Below are 20981 nucleotides of genomic sequence, written 5' to 3' on the forward strand. Positions count from 1 at the left end.
CGTGGACAGTCATTCATCTAATCCGTACATCACTGCACGTCTCTAGCAACCTACCCGAACTCAGCGCGGGTCACGCCAAAGAGTTCCTATTTGGTCTTGCTTCAAGTGGGGTTTACCTTGCCACGAACTGTTACCAGTCGCGCGGTGCGCTCTTACCGCACCATTTCAACCTTACCGGCAGTAAACTGCTTAGGCGGTTTATTTTCTGCTGCACTTTCCGTAGGCTCACGCCCCCCAGGAATTACCTGGCACTTTACCCTGCGAAGCCCGGACTTTCCTCCCCCTCTTATGAGGCGGCGACTGCCTGGCCAACTTGCGGCGAGCATAGTACGTTTCCCAAGGCAGAATGACAAGCCTTTTCTGAGGATCTTCTAATCAATCATCTAGAACTAAAAAAGAGGCAACTTGAAACACACCTCTAACCCTCCTTCAGGACGGTTCTTGGCAGTAATAAAACCATTATGGGCACGGATAATACGCTGGGCTATGGTCAGGCCAACACCGAAACCACCTTGGCCGCCCTCGCGCGCATCGGAGGCTCGATAAAAAGCATGGAAGATTTTTTCCAGCTTATCTTCAGGTACACCCGGACCATTATCTCGCACATGAATCAATACATGCCCCTGAGATTCACTGGTCGCTACTTCCACATGACCGCCACTTTCGGCATAGCAGCAAGCATTACGCAAAATATTTTCGATCGCATGGCGAAGCTGCAAAGGGTCCCCATAAATTTCTTTAGGCAAACTTCCCACCTTTTCTACAGACACACCTTTCAGCTGACTCTCAAAATTCACGTCATCGACAATTTCATCAAGCCATTCATGTAGGTCGACTTTTTCTTTCTTCAGAGAAGCCTCTTCCAAACGACTCAAAGTCAATACCTGCCCAATCAATTCATCCAACTCATGAAGTTCAGTGCGGATACGGTTTAGATAATTTTTTTGAACCTCAACCCCGTATTTATCTTCTGCAATAGTAAGCGCCACCTCTATACGTGCTAAAGGGGTTCTCAGTTCATGAGAAACATCCCGCATCAAACGCTCTTTAGAAGACAGTAAATTCTCTATACGAACCGCCATTTCATTAAACTCATGGCCGAGCTTACCGATGGCGTCTCGTCGCCTCGCCAGTTTTGGCTCAACCCTGACAGACATATCACCACCGCCAAAGGCCCTTGCGACCTTCTGCAACTTCAACAATGGCCCCAATAGCCAGTAAGCCAAGATAGCGCTAGATACCAACAAACCTAATAAAAGTAGTGCGATGAAATACTCAGGAGCCAACACCTCAAGCCTTGGATGTGGCTTAAAGATAAGTAAATATTGAACATTGTCAGCGCCAATCACTTGAATAAATTGACTATGAAGAAACTCAGCGGCTGGTCGGCCAGGTTGATTAACACCTGTGGCGTTTTGCTCACGAAAATTACGAGGCAGTGGATTTAGCAAAGGCAGGCCATTCTCACGATAAAGGTAAATAACCCCCATCAGTTCCAGCTCTGCCTTTTTTGCCTCTTTAACCAAGTACTCCTTGCCAAATTTTTCATAACCTGCAACCAACTGCACGCCAACATCACCTAGCAAATCCGCGGAGACTTGATTACGATTCTGCACAAACTGAACAGTACCCAAACCTAAACTAACCACAACAATATTAGATAAAAGCACTACTAGGAAAACGCGCAGAAAAGTGTTTTTCATAAAACTTAAAGGCCTTCTTCTTCCGCCACAAAAATATAACCCACACCACGAACTGTTTTAATTCTTGGCTCGGAATTATCCAGGTTACCAATTTTTTTACGTAGATTACTAATATGCATGTCTAGGCTACGATCGTACATGGTGAGTTTACGACCCAGCGCTTTTTCGGATAACTCTTGTTTGGTCAACACCTGCCCAGGCACCATCATCATGCATTCTAACAAGGTGTACTCGGAACTTGTCAACTCTACCGGCTCATCCTCTAAGAACACAGTGCGGTTCTTACGACGCAACAAGACACCAGACAATTCCAGATCTGCGGTTGAATCGCCTTCTTTTTCTTGGCTAGCACGGCGTAAGATGGCTTTAATTCGCGCCAAAAGTTCGCGGGGATTAAAAGGCTTAGACAAGTAATCATCCGCCCCCATTTCCAAACCAAGAATGCGGTCAATATCGTCACCTTTTGCGGTTAGCATAATGACAGGTAAGGAGCTTTTATTACGAATTTGTTTTAGGGTTTCAAAGCCATCCAGCTCAGGCATCATGACATCGAGTATAACTATATCTGGCGTGTCTTGAGCCATCAACGCCAAAGCTTCGCGACCATTCCAAGCATGGGACACTTCGTAACCTTCACCGACAAAATAATCTTTAATCAAATCTGATAAACGCGCATCATCATCCGCAAGCAATAACTTAACCATAATTTTTTCCCATCAATTTACTGAGTCTCTTCAGCGTGAGCTGAAATCATAATTGTAAATATTACCCTAACCAATAAAAAACCCTATCCCCACTTTTCAATCTATTTACAAACTTTCTTATTTACAAACCTAGGGGAGAAATTAAGTGCCGATTTACTTATTTTCAGCAATAAAAAAGCCGCTTATAAAGCGGCTTTTAGAGAAATCATTGTTATTACGCTTGCTTAAAAGGGTCGCGGATAACAATAGTTTCGTTACGATCAGGACCTGTGGAGATAATATCTACTGGCACACCAACCTGCTCTTCTAGGAAGCGAATGTAGTCTTGAGCGTTTTTAGGCAGAGCCTCAAAGTTTTCTGCACCCACTGTCGACTCACTCCAACCTGGCATTTCTACATAAACTGGCTGAGCTTTTTCGTAGCCTTCGCTGTCCACTAGAGAACCCGCAACAGGGTTGCCCGCTTCGTCGGTATAAGACACACAAACCTTGATGACAGAAGAACCGTCTAGTACATCAAGTTTTGTCAAACACATGCCAGAAACAGAGTTGATTTGAACCGCATGACGCAACGCCACCGCATCAAACCAACCACAACGACGCGAACGACCTGTCGTCGCACCAAATTCATGGCCACGAGTACCAAGACGCTCACCGTCTTCGTCGAACAATTCAGTTGGGAAAGGACCAGACCCAACACGTGTAGTGTAAGCCTTAGTGATACCTAGTACATAATCTAGGTACAAAGGACCAAAACCCGTACCCGCAGGCGCGCCGCCAGCAGTCGTATTAGAAGAAGTTACGTATGGGTAAGTACCGTGGTCTACATCTAACAATGAACCTTGCGCACCTTCAAACATAATGTTTGCGCCAGCTTTGCGCAAGTCATGCAGCAACGTGATGGTGTCGGCAACCATTGGACGTAGGAATTCAGCCATTGCAAGACCTTCAGCGTACACTTCGTCGAATGAAATTGGCTCAACTTTGTGGTAATTGGTTAGTACGAAGTTGTAGTACTCAAGCACCTCTTTAAGCTTGGCTGCAAAGCGCTCAGAATCAAGCAGGTCACCCACACGAATCGCGCGGCGTGCAACTTTATCTTCATAAGCCGGCCCGATACCACGACCTGTGGTGCCGATTTTCTTCTCGCCTTTAGCCAATTCACGGGCTTGGTCCATCGCAATGTGGTAAGGCAGGATAAGCGGACAAGCCGCACTAATCTTCAAGCGATCAACCGCTGGCACACCTTGCTCAAGAAGCTCAGAAACTTCTTTCTTCAAGGCTGCTGGCGATAATACAACGCCATTACCAATGATACATTGAACACCTTCACGCAAAATGCCAGAAGGAATTAGGTGTAGAACGGTTTTCTTACCGTCAATTACCAAGGTGTGACCAGCATTGTGGCCACCTTGGAAGCGAACAACCGCCGCTACGTCTTCTGTTAGCAGGTCTACAACCTTACCTTTACCTTCATCACCCCATTGAGTGCCGAGAATAACAACGTTCTTACCCATAGTTTCAGGTCTCATTCTAATGGTTCTAAATAGTTTAATTTTTAACTGGAACAAGCTGCCAAATTTGGCCACTCAGTTCCAACGTAAAATCGGCGCGCGCTAATTCGCTACCATCTAAAGCTTCAATCACACGATAGCCTTCAGACCTTAGCTCATTAACTTTTTGCCATAGTTCAGCAGAAGAACAAATTGGTGCCAATACGGTGCTGGCTTGCTCGACAGAAACGTCTACCAAACCTACTAGCGCTTTTACATCCGTACTAAATCCTGTTGCTGGTCGAGAACGACCAAACACTTGTCCGATATTGTTGTAGCGACCGCCGCGCGCAATGGCATTGCCATGGGCAGGTAAATAGGCCGCAAAAACAAGCCCTGTGTGATAGCTATAAGAAACCAAATCACTCAGATCAAAATGTAAGCCAACATCTGGAAAACGTTTTGTGACTGCATCACTCACTTGTGACAACAAGGCCAACGCTTGAGCAATGGAATCACTCACACCCGCAAACAATGTTTCAGCACGCTGCAAGACTTCTGCCCCACCACACAAACGCGGCAAGTTAACTAGCCACTCTTTTTGCTTGGCATCAAGGTCAAGGGATTCAACATAACGATCAAGCTCAGGTAAATCTTTAGCTTTATAAAGCTCAATCAATTTACTCTGCTGCTCTTCTTCAAGTTGACAAACGGATAAAATGCCGCTCACTATGTCCACATGGCCTAAATCTAAAACTAGGTTTTTTAAACCTGCTACTGATAGTGTCTGCAACATTAAGGACAACACCTCAATATCACTTTCAACACCACCATGCCCGTAAATTTCAGCGCCAAGCTGAATGGGACAACGACTACCATCTAGGCCAGTCGGCATGGTTCTTAATACGCTACCGCAATAACTTAAACGTTGAACACCCTCACCTTTAAGGCAATGGGCATCAATACGCGCAACTTGAGATGTGAAATCTGCACGTATTCCCATAAGGCGACCAGACAACTGATCAATTACTTTAAAGGTTTCAATTTCTAGATCTGATCCCGCACCAGTTAGCAGCGAGTCTAAGTATTCTAGGAGAGGAGGAATTACAAGTTGGTAGCCCCAACTTTCATGGAGGTTCAGCAGGGTTCTTCTTAGGTGCTCGATCTTCGCGGCCTGTAATGGCAACGCTTCATCTACACCTTCAGGAAGCAGCCAACGATCTGCTAATGTCATTAAATCTATCCTCTTAACTTCGAGTCAACATAAGGAGTAATAAACCAAGACACATACTAACCAGCCCGAGGATGCGCAAATTCGTAGTAGAACTTGCCACGGCACTTAACATAATTTTTCTCCAAAACTCTGGAGCCAAAAAAGGCAAAATACCCTCAGCGATCAATAAAAGGCTGACACCAACCAACAGCGCCTGCAACAAATCTTGCATAAACTCTCTTTGTTTTGACCATTAAAAAACCGGGCCTAGCCCGGTTTGCGTAATAATAGCATGTTTCCTATTTTAACAAATAGGCCTCAACAAGGATTATTACTTGAATAATTCACCTATTGAGTTGCGCCATTCAAATACTTGAAGAATTCGTTATCAGGCTTCAGTACGAACAAGTCGTTATTACCTTCAAAGCTCGCACGGTAAGCCTGTAGACTACGGTAAAACTCGTAGAACTCTGGGTCTTGCGTGTAAACATTTGAGTAAATAGCGGCCGCTTGCGCATCACCGTCACCACGGATCATTTCCGCATCACGCTGAGCTTCCGCTTCTAAAACAACTTGTTGACGGTCAGCGTCGGCACGAATACCTTCCGCCAATTCCAGACCCTTCGATCTGTGCTCACGAGCTTCACGCTCACGCTCCGTACGCATACGTTGGTAAACAGACTCACTAACATCAGGCGGCAGATCGATACGCTTCACTCGAATATCAACAATCGTGATACCCAATTCCGCTTTTGCCACTTCATTTAGGTCGTCACGTAGCTCTGTCATTAGCGTATCACGCTCACCTGACACAACTTCGTGCATGCTACGCTCACCAAACTGGTTACGTAGGCCGGTATCAACACGAGAAGACAAGACTCGATTAGCAACGATTTCGTCACCCGATGTCGCTTGATAGAATTTATCTACAGAGTCAATTTTCCACTTCACGTAAGAATCAACGATAACCGCTTTTTTCTCTTGTGTTAGGTAACGCTGCGGACGAGAGTCCATCGTCAAAATTCGCGCATCGAATTTCTTCACTTCGTTCATCACAGGGAGTTTGAAGTGGATACCAGGCTGCACATCCGCCTCAACGATCTCACCAAACTTAAGCACAACGGCACGCTCAGTTTCTTTAACTACATACAAAGTTTGTGACGCGACCAATACACCCACTAAAAGAGCAAATAAAACCGCAAAAGATAAACCTTTCATTAGTTTCTCCCCTCTCGTCTAACCGTCGATGTTTGACGCTTACGCAATTCACTAATTACCTGATCTGTTAACGCATTGATGTTTGCAGAATCTAGGGAATTAGATGACAAAGCACCATTTGATGCGTTTTGCTTCATCAACTGATCCAACGGCAAGTACATCATGTTATTTCCACCTTCTGTATCCACGACCACCTTACTAGCGCTCTTGTATACAGACTCCATCGTTTCTATGTAAAGACGACGGCGAGTAACCTCAGGGGCTTTCGTATACTCACGGTACAGGCGATCAAAACGATCTGCTTGACCACTGGCACGAGCCACGATCTCAGAACGATACGCTTCAGCTTCTTCACGAATACGTTGAGCACGACCACGAGCTTCAGGAATAATACCGTTAGCGTAAGATTCAGCCTCGTTACGAACACGTAACTCATCTTCTTTCGCTTTGATTACGTCATCAAAAGCTTCTTGCACTTGAGTTGGTGCTTGGGTGTTTTCAACGTTGACCTTAGAAATCAACAAGCCCGTACCATAAGCACTGCTGTAGTCTTGAATACGCGCTTTCACTTCTTCAGCCAATAGCTCACGACCTTCCGTTAGGATTTGGTCCATCTCCGAGCTACCCACCACATGACGTAAGGCACTTTCCGTAACCTGAGCCAAAGACTCTTCTGGTTCACGAACATTGATCAAGAAATCTTTAGGATTATCAACAGAGTATTGAACCGAAACACCTACTTCAACAATGGCGTCATCTAGGGTCAACATAAGCGCTTTGTGATCATGGGAACGAACTTTGGTTACGTTTACCTTGCTCACGGTGTCTATCATTGGTGGATTCCAGTGCAAGCCTGGCATCACAGTTGAATGATATTTACCAAGACGCAATACGACGCCGCGCTCTTGTTGGTCAACCTGATACACACCCGTTGCCGCCCATAAGGCGATCAGTGCAATCAGCAGAATGGCAATTAGACCACCACCCATTTTTCCAGAAAAACCTGAGTCACCACCTGAACCGCCGCTTTTACGGGTTTTCTTAACACCCAGCATGTCCATTAGCTTTTTAAAGGCCTCATCCAAATCTGGTGGTCCTTGTTCTTTACCACCAGGCTTACGCCCCCACGGGTCACTGTTATTGGAATCTTTTTCTCGACCGTCATCCGGACGCTGAGCACCCGTATCACGTTTTTTGTCTGGATTCCAAGGGTCGTTGTCGTTATTACCCGGTTCATTCCAGGCCATACTACATCTCCACTTTATTTTAATGATAAATCTGTGAGTAAATATTTAAGCCGCTTCAATCTGACTTTCTGACATACCAACGCGCGCCAAAATTTGTAAATAGTCTTTTTTCGGCAATCTTACCTGTAGCACTGAACGCCCTGCATCATCAAAAGATTCCGAGCGCACTGCACCTTGCTCAAACAACATAGCTCGCAAGCGACCACATTCCGTTGGCAAGTACAGTGTTTCATTGATCACATCTTGGCCCAAAAGTTCAGCTATGGCCTGTTGAAGCAAATCAATACCCACACCGTCACGGGCAGAAAGCCAAACCCTATACGGCACCCCACCTGCATCACGGTCAATTCTTGCTTCCCCTGTTGGCAAAGCATCAATCTTGTTAAACACCTTTAATACTGGCACATCTTCCGCACCAATCTCTTCCAGTACAGATTCCACATGACTGATATTTTCATCACGTGAAATATCCGCGGCATCCACAACATGCAACAACAAGTCTGCTTCAGAAGACTCTTTAAGAGTCGCCTGGAAGGCCTTGATTAGACGGTGAGGTAATTGACGAATAAAACCTACCGTATCCGCTAGGACAATAGTGCCAATTTGTTCAACATCTAAGCGTCTAAGGGTTGGATCCAGGGTAGCGAATAATTGATCGGCTGCATACACATCCGCACCGGTGGCGCGATTAAACAAAGTAGATTTACCCGCATTGGTATAACCAACCAAAGAGACCGTCGGCATATCAGAACGCGAACGGGAACGTCGACTTTGATCTCGCTGAGTATTTACTTTATCTAGACGACGCTGTATCGATTTAATTCGCTCACGCAATAAACGACGGTCAGTTTCAAGCTGGGTTTCACCCGGCCCACGCATACCAATACCGCCTTTCTGGCGCTCCAAGTGCGTCCAACCTCGGATCAATCGTGTCGACATATGCTGCAACTGAGCCAATTCGACCTGCAACTTACCCTCATGGGTACGTGCACGTTGCGCAAATATATCTAGGATCAAACCGGTACGATCAAGTACACGACATTGTAGGAAGCTTTCTAGGTTACGCTCTTGGGAAGGAGATAAGGCATGATCAAAGAGAACAACTTGTGCCTCTTCTCGATCTACAATTTCTTTAATTTCATCGAGCTTACCCGTACCAACAAAGTAACGAGAATCAGCTCGCTGGCGAGACCCTGTAATAACAGCAACAGGATCAGCACCAGCTGAGATGGCGAGCTCTACAAATTCCTCTGGCCCATAATTAACACTTTGATCATTGAAGTTTATATGGACCAGTACAGCAACTTCACCACTTTCAGGGCGTTCAAAAAACAATATTAAATTCCTCTGCTTGCCCTTTCAAAGCCAAACTATTCTGCGGCATCTTCTGGCAAATCAGTTGGTATACGGATGGTGCGAGAAGGCACAACCGTTGAAATGGCATGTTTGTAAACCATTTGACTTACTGTGTTTTTCAATAGAATCACGAATTGGTCAAACGACTCGATTTGCCCTTGTAACTTAATGCCATTCACTAGAAAGATAGAAACAGGAACTCTTTCCTTGCGTAGCACATTTAGATAAGGGTCTTGTAATGATTGCCCTTTTGACATTGGTATCTCCTTAATTGAGTGTAAATAATTTTTTATAAATCGCGGTAAAACAATACCGTAGATAATACACCAAGTTTTACTCCATTTCCCCTTATATAATTCTGCTTTCTATATAATTCAAGGCCTCTGGTACAAGATCTTGCGACAAACTGTCAAATATTCTCAAATCTTCCCAACCTCGCAGCCAGGTTAACTGACGCTTGGCGAGTTGACGGGTTGCTACAACACCTTTAAAAATAGCATCTTCCAGTAGATCCTTACCGTCTAGATATTGCCACAACTGTCGATAGCCTACACAGCGCATAGAGGGCATCTCACCATCAAGGTCGCCACGCTGATAAAGCCCCTCTACCTCTGCCAAAAAGCCTTGCTCCATCATTTCGTTAAAACGCTGTTCAATTCGCTGATGCAAAACACTGCGCTCTTTCGGCATAACGGCCAAGTTGACCATATCAAAAGGCAAAGATACCTCCCCCTGCTCCGCCCACCATTGAGTCATGGTCTTACCCGTTAAACGATACACCTCTAAGGCACGCTGTAACCTTTGAGGGTCATTAGGGTGGATTCGTTCCGCGGCTTGAGGGTCAATTTTCTGTAATTGGGTGTGCAACCAAGGCCAGCCATATTGAGTCGCCTCTTCTTCGATTTGAGCTCGAATAGCTTGGTCGGCATTTGGCATTTGCGCCAAACCTTTTTGCAAAGCATTGAAGTACATCATGGTGCCGCCCACCAATAAGGGCGTTTTACCTTGAGCTTGAATCTGCGCTACATGCTCTAAGGTGTCCGTGACGAAATCCGCTGCCGAATAAGCCTCTAGAGGGTCAATGATATCAATGAGCCTGTGAGGAGCCCTAGCCAAAAGCGCGGCATCTGGCTTTGCCGTGCCTATGTCCATGCCTTTATATACCAGCGCTGAATCAACACTGATAATATCGAAATTATGATTTTCTGCCAGCTCAACAGCCAAGCCTGTTTTTCCTGACGCCGTTGGCCCCATCAAACAAACCACTTTTGGCTTGGTCATCTTAACGTCCTCGCAAGAATAATTTATCTAAGTCCGACATAGTCATTTGCGTCCAAGTTGGTCGACCATGGTTACACTGGCCGCTGCGCTCGGTGACTTCCATATCTCTCAGCAAGCTATTCATTTCAGTTATGGTCAATTTACGATTGGCACGCACAGCACCATGACAAGCCATAGTAGCCATTAACTCATTAGCTCTGGCTTCCATAATATCCGAAATACCATTGGTAGCTAGATCGCTAATCACATCTCGCACCAAACTCTCCGTATCACTGCGTATCAGTATGATAGGCACTTCGCGCACCATGACACTTTCCAACCCAGTTCTTTCAACTTTGAAGCCGAAAGACGCAAAGACCTCGCTATTTTCTTCCACTAAGTCTGCCTCACTCTGGGAGACAGAAACATTAATCGGCACTAGCAAGGGTTGCGAGGGGATGTTTTTCTGATAAAAGGCGGTTTTCATGCGCTCGTAAACAATGCGCTCATGAGCCGCGTGCATATCCACTAGAATAAGCCCTTGCTCGCTTTCGCTTAATATATAAACGCCGTGCAATTGCGCAATCGCAAACCCCAGCGGTGGAACCGTTTGATAGCCCTCGCCTTCGCTCACTTGCTGTGGCATGTTTGACGCGGCAATATTAAGCGAACGCGTGATGATCTCCCCTGTTTCAGGATTTATTTCTTCCTGTTGCCGGCTAAATTGTTCAGCGTAATTCGAAAGAGACTGCATCCCTTCCAATTGTCCACGTACCTGCTGGCTAGACACATTGTCGCCGCGATAAGATTCTGCCCGATCTGACATCCAAGAGGAATCTGTTGGACGCTGAGCAGCCAATGGCAGAGGAGATTGCTGAGTAATAGCCTCCTGTTCAGGCATTGCCGTTTCATGCAACCCCGTAGGAGCTGCTTCTGCATCTGGGCGCACATCCGCTATGGCTTTGTGTATTTTACTAAATAAGAAATCATGTACCAAACGACCATCCCGAAAGCGCACTTCATGTTTGGTCGGGTGAACGTTCACATCAACTGTCGCTGGGTCTAATTCAAGGTACAGTACAAAGGTTGGGTGTCGACCATTGTATAAAACATCCCGGTAGGCCTGGCGTACTGCGTGCGCTACTAGCTTATCTTTCACGACACGACCATTTACAAAGAAGTACTGTAAATCCGCCTGGGATCGCGAAAAAGTAGGTAGCCCTATCCACCCCCATAAACGCAAACCTGCCGCCTCAACATCGAGGGTGAGTGAGTTTTCAATAAACTTTTTACCCAATAAAGTGGCTAATCTATGCTCTGCATGCAATTGATCCGTGACGGGGCGCAGGTCATAAACTTGCTTACTATTATGGCTTAAGCGAAACCCCACATCGTAACGACTTAGCGCTAGCCGCTTCACCACTTCTTCTAAGTGAGTGAACTCGGTTTTTTCGGTGCGGAGAAACTTACGGCGCGCTGGCGTATTAAAAAATAAGTCCCGCACATCAATAGTGGTACCTTGCGGGTGAGAAGCCGGCCTAATGGAGGTAGCCATGTCTTTGCCTTCCGCTTCCGCTCGCCATGCATCCTGCTCACCTTGTGCCTGAGACGTAAGATGCATACGCGAAACAGAGCTAATACTGGCCAAAGCCTCACCACGAAAACCTAGAGTGCAAACCGCCTCAAGATCATCCAAGGTAATGATTTTACTGGTAGCATGACGGCTTAACGCCAACGGCAAATCATCTTTAACGATACCTGTGCCGTTATCGCGTATTTTGATACGCCTGACACCACCTTGCTCGACGTCCACATCTAGCTGTGTGGCACCAGCATCCAAGCTGTTCTCGAGTAATTCTTTGACAACAGAAGCGGGCCTTTCAACCACTTCACCGGCGGCAATTTGGTTGGCCAAGCGCGGTGATAATAAATTAATTCGTTGCATCAATAACCTTTTGAATAAGTCCTACTTCCTGCCACTAAGAGACAACAGCTTAGCTGGCAGGAATAGTTAATTTCTGTCCGATCCAGATAGCGTCATTTTTGAGAGAATTAACCTGACGCAACTTGGCAACAGTGATTTGATTACGACGGGCAATTTCTGACAAGGTATCCCCTTTGCTGACCACATAAACATAGTCTTCTTGCTTGTTTTTCTTCCAAGCGATCAGGGTACCATCAGGAGGATTCTGGTTGTAATAATCCACTACACCTTCAGCAATGGATCGAGCCAGTTTCACACGATAGGTGCGACTGGATAAATTTTTGGCTTCCGTAGCATTCGATACAAAACCCGTTTCGATCAAGATGGACGGTATATCTGGAGATTTAAGCACTACAAAACCTGCCTGTTGCACGGTATTTTTGTGCAAGTGAGCAACGCCTTTCATTTCACTCAGAACACTTTTACCAATATTCAGACTCATCTGAATTGTTGAGTTCATGGACATATCCAATAACACTTCCGCGAGCAGCTGATCTTTATCGTCAAGGGAAATTCCGCCCACTAGATCAGCAGAGCTTTCTTGTTGCGCCAACCAACGCCCCATCTCGGAACTTTTACCACTTAGTGAAAGCGCCCACACAGAAGCACCACGAGCACTCGATTTAGTAAAGGCATCCGCATGGATGGAGATCATCAAGTCTGCATTGGCAGAACGGGCCACCAGAGATCGCTCCCGTAATTTCAGGTATTTATCCGTAGAGCGGGTCATAACCGCTTTAAAACCATCGATGGCATTAATGTTCTTTGCCAATTCCTTACCAATCGACAGGACGATGTCTTTTTCTCGCACTTTGAATTTTCCTAAAGCGCCTGGGTCTTTGCCCCCGTGACCTGGGTCAACCGCAATCACTATGTCGCGTTTTTTACCCGCTAGAGAGTCTAAGCTCTTCACTACAGTGGCGCTCTTTTGAACCCCGTACTCGAGCTCGATTAATATACGTGGGCCATAGGTACCATTAGCAGCAAGCACTGTACTTTTTGCTCTCACAGATTGCTTGAGGTCTAGTACGAAGCGAGTGCCGCTCTCTCGTTTAGCCGAACGCACACGAATGAGTACGTCAGAGCTCAGCCCCTCAAGCTTAGCGCCAATGCCTTGTTTTATGTCAGCACCGGTAATGTCCAGCACCACTCGGTCTGGATTGGATAAAGGAAACAAACGATGGTTTGATGCTTGAGAAAGCTCAAATACCAAGCGCGTCACACCTTCTTGTTGTGCAACACGAACATCTTGCACTTCGACCGCTTTGGCAGCCATTGACACACTTGCCAGGAAAAGTACGAGTATAAAATACAAATATGAGTAAATTTTAGTATGCATATCAGACAGCTAGCTAGTATATCTGTCACACTATAACTGCTGATTAAACTGATCTCAATGCTACTTCTCGTAAAGTCTTAGTTGAATCATACGGTCAAGGTTTGCGACCAACTTGCAATGGCCTGACGACCACGCTCACTGTTGGCCATGATCACGACTTTACGGCCATTACGAATCAAGTCTAAATGTATGACAATATCTTCCTGAGGCAGAATACCCAGGCCCATTTCCGCCCACTCAATTAGGCACAAACTCTTGTCATGAAAATAGTCTCGAACACCCATATACTCCAACTCTTCAGGGTCGCCCACTCGATACAAGTCAAAGTGGAAAATTTCCAAACCTTTCCCATCATAGGGTTCAACCAAGGTATAAGTAGGACTCTTCACTGGTCCCATGTAATCCAAACCACGCAAAATACCACGCACTAAGGTCGTTTTCCCCATACCCAAGTTACCCTCTAGGTGTACGACACCACCTTGCTCTAGCGCTGGGGCTAACAGCGCGCCTAATTGCTCCATCGCCTCTTCACCGTATATATCTTTTTCTATGACCATTTAGCGGTTTCCTATCTAACACTTTATCTGGCTAAAATTTTATTCAATTCTATTACAACCACCGAGCGAAACAAGTTATGCTCGAGGTTATAAAGCAAGCAGTTAGCGAATTAATTTTATTTACGGGCAGATCACACACATGGATTGGTATTTAATATTTTTAATCGCCGTCGCCGTATTCATTACAGGTATTTCTAAAGGAGGCTTTTCTGGGGCATTTGGCATTGCCGCTGTACCTTTAATTTCCTTACAGGTCTCCCCGACAATGGCTGCCGCCATCATGCTGCCCATTTTGTGTGTTATGGACATTTTTGCTGTGCAGAAGTTCTGGCGAAAATGGCACCCCGAACAACTAATGAAATGCGTACCCGCCGCCATTATTGGCATCATTATCGGATCACTCAGCGCCTCATGGTTTTCTGCCGATTGGATGCGCATTATGGTTGGCCTAATCGCTGTTGGTTTTACTATCAATGCCTGGCCCGGTAAAAAAAGCGCCCAGCAACGCCCTCCTCTTAAGCCTATTTTTGGCAAATTTTGGTGCGCCCTAGCAGGCTTCACCAGTTTTATTGCCCATGCTGGCGGACCGCCAATGAGCGTTTATTTATTACGAGCGAATTTAGACAAAACCCAATATGTAGCCACCGCGGCCACCACTTTCGCCTTCATTAACTATGTAAAGCTTATTCCTTATGGGTTATTAGGACAGCTTAACATGAGCAATGTTTTACTCTCTTTGGGTTTTATTCCAGTGGCTTATATTGGGGTGCAAATTGGCGCCTGGCTACATTACCGCCTGTCCAGCGAGCTATTCTTTAAAGTGGTGTATTGCTTCTTATTCATGACGGGACTTAAGCTAATCTGGGATGGGGTCAGTGCACTATTATAAAAAAGCCCGATAGCAGCAAGGCTATCGGGCTTGTACAAAATCACAAGCAATCCGTTAACTCATGCCAAACATGGTTTTACGGTAATGTTGAAGCTCGCCGATAGATTCCATAATATCATCCAGCGCCAAGTGTGAACCTTGTTTCACGAAGCCATCAAGGGCTTCTGGCTTCCAACGCTTAGCAAGCTCTTTAATCGTGCTCACATCAATGTAGCGGTAGTGAAAAAATGCTTCCAGCGCTGGCATGTATTGGTACAAGAAACGACGATCTTGACCCACACTGTTACCACAAATCGGTGAGACTCCTGCAGACACATACTGCTTTAAAAATTCAATGGTTTCGCTTTCGGCTTGAACCATCGAAATTTTTGAATCCAACACTCTTTGGGTTAACCCAGAATCACCATGATGCTGGGTACACCATTCATCCATGCCATCCATGACAGCTTTAGATTGATGTATGGCTAAATTCGGACCTTTTGCCAAAACATTCAAATGCTTATCCGTGACCACAGTCGCAATTTCAATAATTGTGTTCTGATCTGGGTCTAAACCGGTCATTTCTAGATCAATCCAAACTAAATTTTCATCACTAAAGCTCATAAAACCGCCAAATCCTTTATTATCGTTGCCAAGCATTATACTCTATGCGCCTAACTATATGACTAGCCGAATCGAATGTCGAAAAGAAAACTCACAAAACAGCAAACTTGGCGTATTGAACGCATTCAAAAAGAACGCGTTGAACGCACCCAAAAAAGGGCCAACCGAGCAGAAGAAGTCCTTCAGTCTTCCGACCTTGGTCCTGAAACGGAAGGTATCATTCTTTCCCACTTCGGCACTCAAGTAGAAGTAGAAGGCACCCAAGAACCTTATATAGGGATTGCCACACGCTGTAACCTAAGAGCCAACCTTGGCCAGCTAGTCACCGGCGATAAAGTGGTTTGGCGACCAAAACAGAATGAGGGTGGCATTGTGGTAGCGACCACACCGCGCCACACCATCTTGTCACGCCCTGACATGCATGGTCGGCTCAAACCTGTTGCCGCCAACATCGACCATATTGTGGTGGTCATTGCTGCGGAACCAGTCGCCCATGCCAATCTGATCGACCGCTACCTTGTTGCGGCAGAAACGGTGGGCATACCTCCCGTTATCCTGCTCAATAAAAGTGACTTAATCGATGACAGCAACAAAGAGCAACTAGACGAGCTGCTCAAGACCTACCAAGATTTGGGCTATCACATCATCCGCACCTCCATTAAAAATCAGGCTGGCATGGAATCTCTTTATGGTTTCTTGGAAAACAAAACCAGCGTTTTGGTAGGGCAATCTGGAGTTGGCAAATCCTCCTTAATTGGAACTTTACTGCCTGATATTGAAATCAGCGTGGGCGAACTGTCTCAAAAGCGCAAAAAAGGCACTCACACCACCACCACAGCAAGGCTTTTCCATATGCCCAAAGGGGGTGACTTAATTGACTCCCCTGGGATTCGTGAATTTGGCCTATGGCACATTTCTGAAGACGAGCTATTGTCTGGTTTCATCGAGTTTCGCGAACACATTGGCTATTGTCGTTTTCGAGATTGCGCCCATGAAAAAGAACCAGGCTGTGCCATTTTAGAAGCCCTAGAAAAGGGACAAATCACACCTCACAGATTCGAGAGCTATTTGCGTATCAAGCAGTCCATCCGTGATAACGATGCCTTCTAAAACACCGTATCGGGGGTAAGTTCGAGATCTTTGGCTCGCTGCTGCTCTTCAGCTGTTGGGCCAAAATCACGCACATTCCGCTTTAACATGGCTTGATAAGCCTCATCCGTTAGTAAGGTAATGCTTACTCGTCGATTTTCTGCCGCGTCAAGATCCACAGGGTTATAGGGCACACTGTCTGCTAAGCCCACCACTTGAGCAATCTTGGATTTGAGCACACCACCCTCTTCCAAAATGCGCCGCGTGGCGTTTGCCCTAAGAGCAGACAAATCCCAATTATCTAACCTATTCGGATTACTAAAACTGGTTGAGTCTGTATGACCCGCAATGGCGATTGGATTGCCTGCCTGAGTGAAAATTGGCGACATCGTCAGCAGTATATTAACAATATCAGGCAACATCTCGGCACTACCCGATTCAAACATAGGCTGATCTGGAGAATCGACCAAGGTGATTCTGACCCCTTGAGGCGTCAAATCAATGCGCAAATTATTCTCTTTCGACACTAGCAAATTTATGCTTTTCATCTGCTCTTCTATCATGCCACTCATGGCCTGTAGAGACTGAGCATCACTGCCCATTAAGCGCTCTTTGACTAGGTTATCTGCACTGCCTGGATCTGGTAACTGCAGGTCTAATTTTTCTTCTGTGCTCATAGCAGGACTACCTCCTAGATCAATTGGATTGGCACTAAAACCTGCGGTCGAGACACCAAGAGGGTCGTTAAAATAACCCTGTATTGACTTTAGCTGCTGTGGAGTAGATACCTGCATGACCCACAGCACTAGGAAGAACGCCATCATGGCTAAAGCAAAATCGGCTAAAGCTATTTTCCAGGAACCCCCATGATGGCCTCCTTTCTTAACTCTCTTAACTCTGCGGATGACGAGATTTTGTGATCCTATCGGCATAGTATCGCCCTTCTATTCGCTTTCTACAGCAGCGCTTTGCACGCGGTATTGTTTAAGATCTACCGACAAGTCGATAAAACTAGGACGCATTTCTGGAGGCAATAATTTACGGCCTGTTTCCACGGCAATTGGAGGCGAATAGCCAGAAACAACAGAAGCTAAGCACGCTTTGACGCACAGGTAGGCTTTTAATTCATGCGTCCCTAAGGAGTCCATATGTGAAGACACAGGACCTACAAAACCATAAGCGAAAAAGATACCCAAAAAGGTTCCCACTAGCGCGGCGGCAATATGAGTACCAATTTCTTCTAACGGACCACCAATTGACCCCATGGTAATGATGATACCCAAGACTGCCGCTACGATACCAAACCCCGGCAATCCTTCTGCGACTCGATGAAGCGCATGACTTGGCTCCATCAGCTCTTCAGCGATCTGCTCGACTTCATTGTCCATGATGGCTTCAATTTCGTAAGCAGGCAGGCCTGTCAGAGTAAAAATACGATAGTTATCGGTTAAAAAACCCACTAGCTCATGATCTTTTAACACTTTCGGAAAGCGATTAAATACCTCACTTTGCTGTGGGGAATCAATGTCATCCTCAATTGCTAGAAAACCTTCCAAACGACTTTTTTGCAGTAAGCAATACATCAAACCTAGCAATTGTAAGTAGAAATCTTTGTTGTGATGACTACCCCTAATGACTTGAGGTAATAAGCGCAACGTCTTTTTCTGCACCGACAATGGGTTAGCCACCATGAAAGCCCCCAAAGCCGCACCACAAATAATCAATACTTCGAAGGGTTGCCATAAGGTTAATAGGTTACCGTGAGAGGCCAAATAGCCAACGATGACACTTGCCACTACAACCAACAGACCGACGATTGCCAACATATTTTTTTCCTTATCACCAACAAAGTATGCTCAACCAACAATATACAGTATTATCAGTAGACTTAAGAAGCTCAGAGCGCTTTCGTTTTATCAGACAGATACATAACTAGGCTTTAATGTACTCAGCTATGAAAGACAAGTCACCCTTTGGCCTCAATGAATGGCTAATTTTTCTTAAAAATCAAAAATTTCCAGTTAGGGCAAGTAGTCTTCGCAACCTAAGACGCCTGTACATGGAAGAAGACTACAATGTCGACAGTATCCAACAGATCATTGCTCAAGAACCGTTTTTAGCCTTAGCAATCATCAACGAAGCCAATCGTATGGTGTCTAATTCTGACAACGACATCAAAACACCTTCACATGCAGCCTCCATGGTGGGCGCTAACAGAACCGCTTCACTACTTTCTGCACTGATTGCCATGGATAAAACACCGAGTAGAGCAGCACTACTAAAAGAGTTTCAAACAAGCTACGAAGCTGCCGCCATTGCCAAACACTGGATTGGGGCGAAATTTAAGAACCAGCAGGAAGATTTCTTTTGGATCACCTTCTTTAAAAACGCCGCTCGCTGGCTCATGCGTTTTTATGCTCTAGAGCGCATGCAAGCACTGGATGAACAACTGGCCAACGGCTTGACCTTCGCGCAAGCGGAAAACAAAATTTTGGGTTGCCGTCTAGATGAATTAAGCGCCCATCTTTATCGCCATTGGAATACACCCAAATCCATCATTCAATGCTTCCTAGCCCAAAACACACCAAGCCATAAAGAACAACAAGCCTTGGCACATCTGGCTAACCATGCTGATGAATTACCCGATTACACAGACGATAGACGTTTAATTCAGCTCACCAACAGTCCATTTACCCTATCGTTTTGTGCCAGCAGAATCGCCGCCGAAGCCACACTAGTCGATTGGGACTCTAGAAACCTACCTTTTTACTATCGAGTCCTTGCAAGCTGCATGCATTGGCAACTGGGCAAGTCGATCCACAGCACACACCTTGCCTGCACGGAAGCTGCCAAACTGTATGATTTAGGCGCTAAGATACCGCTTGCCCAACGACTACTAAACCCTAATTTGTATACCGCTAAAAACGCCAAAACAACCAAGCGCAAACGCAACCCTTTAGAAGCATTTAAAGCTAACCTAAACAAAACACCCGCAGACAGTAAGCTACAGGCGAAGTTGGCAATACAAACAATCAAACAATTGATCCCCAATGCCGAGCGTGCTCTGGTGCTTATATCTAACAACCAAAAAATCCAGCCTGTATTACAATTTGGCCACGATATTACAGGACTTAAAGAGATTCGCTGGAACAGCCCTTCAAGTGTGATGAAACGCCTGCAGTCGCAACGCTCTGCCAGCCACCTTTCAGGAGAAAAGCTACAAAAAATCCGTGCTGGACTGCCTGAAAACGCTCATCAAATATTAGACTTAAGCAGTCATGCTATACTGGCGTCAGCGCCCACAAAGCGTGGTGATACCCTATTGTTTTGGCTGGACACACAACACCAACTCAACACTAAAGATTATCAACACCTTAAACAGATCATAACGTTAATCAGCGAACACGCTGCTAACCAATAACAACAGGAAATCCAAGTGACCAAAGATCAACTTTTCGCCTTCGCACAACACATCACACCGCAAAAAGCGCTTTCACGAGTGGCAGGTAGAATCGCGGAATGCGAAAACAACTGGGTTAAAAACACCTTTATCAGCCAATTTGTCAAAAAGTATCAGGTTGATATGTCGCAAGCAGTGAACAGCGACCCACTTTCCTATCGTAACTTTAACGACTTTTTCACCCGAGCAATTCGCCCTGAGTTACGCCCTATTTGTGATGGCAACAACACCATCGCCTGCCCTGCAGACGGTGCGATTAGCCAACTAGGCGACATTGAACACGGCACGTTATTTCAGGCCAAAGGTCATACCTACAGCCTTACCAGCTTATTGGGTGGCGACGCATCCTTGTCTGACCAGTTTCTTGGGGGCTCATTTGCCACCGTCTATTTATCACCAAAAGACTATCACCGAGTTCATATGCCTTTAGCGGGTAAGCTAACTAAAATGATTCATATTCCTGGTAAGCTTTTCTCAGTCAATAAAGTCACAGCGGAACAAATCCCTAATGTATTTGCTCGTAACGAGCGTACTGTCTGTCTTTTCGAAACAGAAGCCGGACCAATGGCCGTTATTTTGGTGGGCGCAATGATTGTTGCCAGCATTGAAACAGTATGGGCAGGACAAGTTACTCCATTCAATAAGAATGTAGTAACTTGGGATTATGCTGCACTTAGTGATGTGACCTTGAAGAAAGGCGAAGAAATGGGCCGCTTTAAGCTCGGTTCGACCGCTATCGTACTATTTGGCAAAGACGCCATTGCTTGGCAAGAAAGCCTTAAAGCCGAAACACCTACCCAAATGGGCATGGAGTTTGGCGTCATCAAAAAAGAGTCATAACGCCTCTAGACAACAAGGGCTTTCCAG

At 45.7% G+C, this 20981-nt stretch carries 20 protein-coding genes and 1 other RNA gene; 4 read left to right on the plus strand and 17 right to left on the minus strand.

Going from position 1 to position 20981, the window contains the following annotated elements; translation table 11 throughout:
• From rnpB to tsaE, 14 genes are all read right to left on the minus strand, one after another.
• Positions 1 to 316, minus strand: an RNA gene (gene rnpB / locus ABJF92_RS07410) — RNase P RNA component class A; the annotation flags it as partial.
• Between the two features lie 73 nt (positions 317 to 389).
• Complete coding sequence (locus ABJF92_RS07415) at positions 390 to 1703, minus strand: sensor histidine kinase (protein WP_446815160.1); 1314 nt, start codon at positions 1701 to 1703, stop codon at positions 390 to 392.
• A 5-nt stretch (positions 1704 to 1708) separates the two neighbouring features.
• Entirely contained in the window at positions 1709 to 2407 is a 699-nt protein-coding gene (locus tag ABJF92_RS07420; RefSeq protein WP_446815161.1) for a response regulator transcription factor, read from the minus strand.
• Positions 2408 to 2621: 214 nt separating this feature from the next.
• Entirely contained in the window at positions 2622 to 3923 is a 1302-nt protein-coding gene (locus ABJF92_RS07425; RefSeq protein ID WP_446815585.1) for an adenylosuccinate synthase, read from the minus strand.
• A gap of 34 nt (positions 3924 to 3957) precedes the next feature.
• Positions 3958 to 5133, minus strand: a complete 1176-nt coding sequence (locus ABJF92_RS07430) for an ATP phosphoribosyltransferase regulatory subunit (RefSeq protein WP_446815162.1) — start codon at positions 5131 to 5133, stop codon at positions 3958 to 3960.
• Positions 5134 to 5146: 13 nt separating this feature from the next.
• Positions 5147 to 5344, minus strand: a complete 198-nt coding sequence (locus ABJF92_RS07435; RefSeq protein WP_445976140.1) for a DUF2065 domain-containing protein — start codon at positions 5342 to 5344, stop codon at positions 5147 to 5149.
• 116 nt (positions 5345 to 5460) lie between these two features.
• Entirely contained in the window at positions 5461 to 6330 is an 870-nt protein-coding gene (gene hflC / locus ABJF92_RS07440) for a protease modulator HflC (RefSeq protein ID WP_446815163.1), read from the minus strand.
• Positions 6330 to 7577: an FtsH protease activity modulator HflK gene (gene hflK / locus ABJF92_RS07445; protein WP_446815164.1), complete on the minus strand. Its 1248-nt coding sequence runs from the start codon at positions 7575 to 7577 to the stop codon at positions 6330 to 6332. Before hflK ends, hflC begins: the two co-directional genes overlap by 1 nt.
• A 45-nt stretch (positions 7578 to 7622) precedes the next feature.
• Positions 7623 to 8912, minus strand: a complete 1290-nt coding sequence (hflX, locus tag ABJF92_RS07450) for a ribosome rescue GTPase HflX (RefSeq protein ID WP_446815165.1) — start codon at positions 8910 to 8912, stop codon at positions 7623 to 7625.
• A gap of 35 nt (positions 8913 to 8947) precedes the next feature.
• Positions 8948 to 9190, minus strand: coding sequence for an RNA chaperone Hfq (gene hfq / locus ABJF92_RS07455; protein ID WP_445976136.1), 243 nt, complete (start codon positions 9188 to 9190; stop codon positions 8948 to 8950).
• Positions 9191 to 9281: 91 nt separating this feature from the next.
• Complete coding sequence (gene miaA / locus ABJF92_RS07460; protein WP_446815166.1) at positions 9282 to 10214, minus strand: tRNA (adenosine(37)-N6)-dimethylallyltransferase MiaA; 933 nt, start codon at positions 10212 to 10214, stop codon at positions 9282 to 9284.
• 1 nt (position 10215) lies between these two features.
• On the minus strand, positions 10216 to 12138 hold the full coding sequence (mutL, locus tag ABJF92_RS07465) for a DNA mismatch repair endonuclease MutL (RefSeq protein WP_446815167.1): 1923 nt from the start codon (positions 12136 to 12138) through the stop codon (positions 10216 to 10218).
• A 49-nt stretch (positions 12139 to 12187) separates the two neighbouring features.
• On the minus strand, positions 12188 to 13453 hold the full coding sequence (locus tag ABJF92_RS07470) for an N-acetylmuramoyl-L-alanine amidase (protein WP_446815168.1): 1266 nt from the start codon (positions 13451 to 13453) through the stop codon (positions 12188 to 12190).
• A gap of 149 nt (positions 13454 to 13602) precedes the next feature.
• A complete protein-coding gene (gene tsaE, locus ABJF92_RS07475; RefSeq protein WP_446815169.1) occupies positions 13603 to 14073 on the minus strand; it encodes a tRNA (adenosine(37)-N6)-threonylcarbamoyltransferase complex ATPase subunit type 1 TsaE in 471 nt (156 codons plus the stop codon).
• 139 nt (positions 14074 to 14212) lie between these two features.
• Here tsaE and ABJF92_RS07480 point away from each other — a divergent pair, with 139 nt between their 5' ends.
• Complete coding sequence (locus ABJF92_RS07480) at positions 14213 to 14962, plus strand: sulfite exporter TauE/SafE family protein (RefSeq protein WP_446815170.1); 750 nt, start codon at positions 14213 to 14215, stop codon at positions 14960 to 14962.
• Between the two features lie 54 nt (positions 14963 to 15016).
• Here ABJF92_RS07480 and orn read toward each other — a convergent pair whose 3' ends face one another.
• Entirely contained in the window at positions 15017 to 15565 is a 549-nt protein-coding gene (gene orn, locus ABJF92_RS07485; RefSeq protein WP_446815171.1) for an oligoribonuclease, read from the minus strand.
• 75 nt (positions 15566 to 15640) lie between these two features.
• On the opposite strand from orn, the gene rsgA reads away from it, so the two are divergent.
• Complete coding sequence (gene rsgA, locus ABJF92_RS07490) at positions 15641 to 16675, plus strand: small ribosomal subunit biogenesis GTPase RsgA (RefSeq protein WP_446815172.1); 1035 nt, start codon at positions 15641 to 15643, stop codon at positions 16673 to 16675.
• On the opposite strand, the gene ABJF92_RS07495 is transcribed toward rsgA, so the two are convergent.
• Both ABJF92_RS07495 and motA read right to left on the minus strand, forming a co-directional pair.
• On the minus strand, positions 16672 to 17586 hold the full coding sequence (locus ABJF92_RS07495; RefSeq protein WP_446815173.1) for a flagellar motor protein MotB: 915 nt from the start codon (positions 17584 to 17586) through the stop codon (positions 16672 to 16674). The genes rsgA and ABJF92_RS07495 overlap by 4 nt on opposite strands.
• A gap of 12 nt (positions 17587 to 17598) precedes the next feature.
• On the minus strand, positions 17599 to 18480 hold the full coding sequence (motA, locus tag ABJF92_RS07500) for a flagellar motor stator protein MotA (protein WP_446815174.1): 882 nt from the start codon (positions 18478 to 18480) through the stop codon (positions 17599 to 17601).
• A gap of 128 nt (positions 18481 to 18608) precedes the next feature.
• Between motA and ABJF92_RS07505 the strand changes: the two genes are divergently transcribed.
• On the plus strand, positions 18609 to 20075 hold the full coding sequence (locus ABJF92_RS07505) for an HDOD domain-containing protein (protein ID WP_446815175.1): 1467 nt from the start codon (positions 18609 to 18611) through the stop codon (positions 20073 to 20075).
• A 15-nt stretch (positions 20076 to 20090) separates the two neighbouring features.
• Positions 20091 to 20954: an archaetidylserine decarboxylase gene (gene asd, locus ABJF92_RS07510; RefSeq protein ID WP_446815176.1), complete on the plus strand. Its 864-nt coding sequence runs from the start codon at positions 20091 to 20093 to the stop codon at positions 20952 to 20954.
• Positions 20955 to 20981: the final 27 nt, after the last annotated feature.

This window comes from Marinomonas sp. (genome assembly GCF_039940335.1).
Lineage (GTDB): Bacteria > Pseudomonadota > Gammaproteobacteria > Pseudomonadales > Marinomonadaceae > Marinomonas.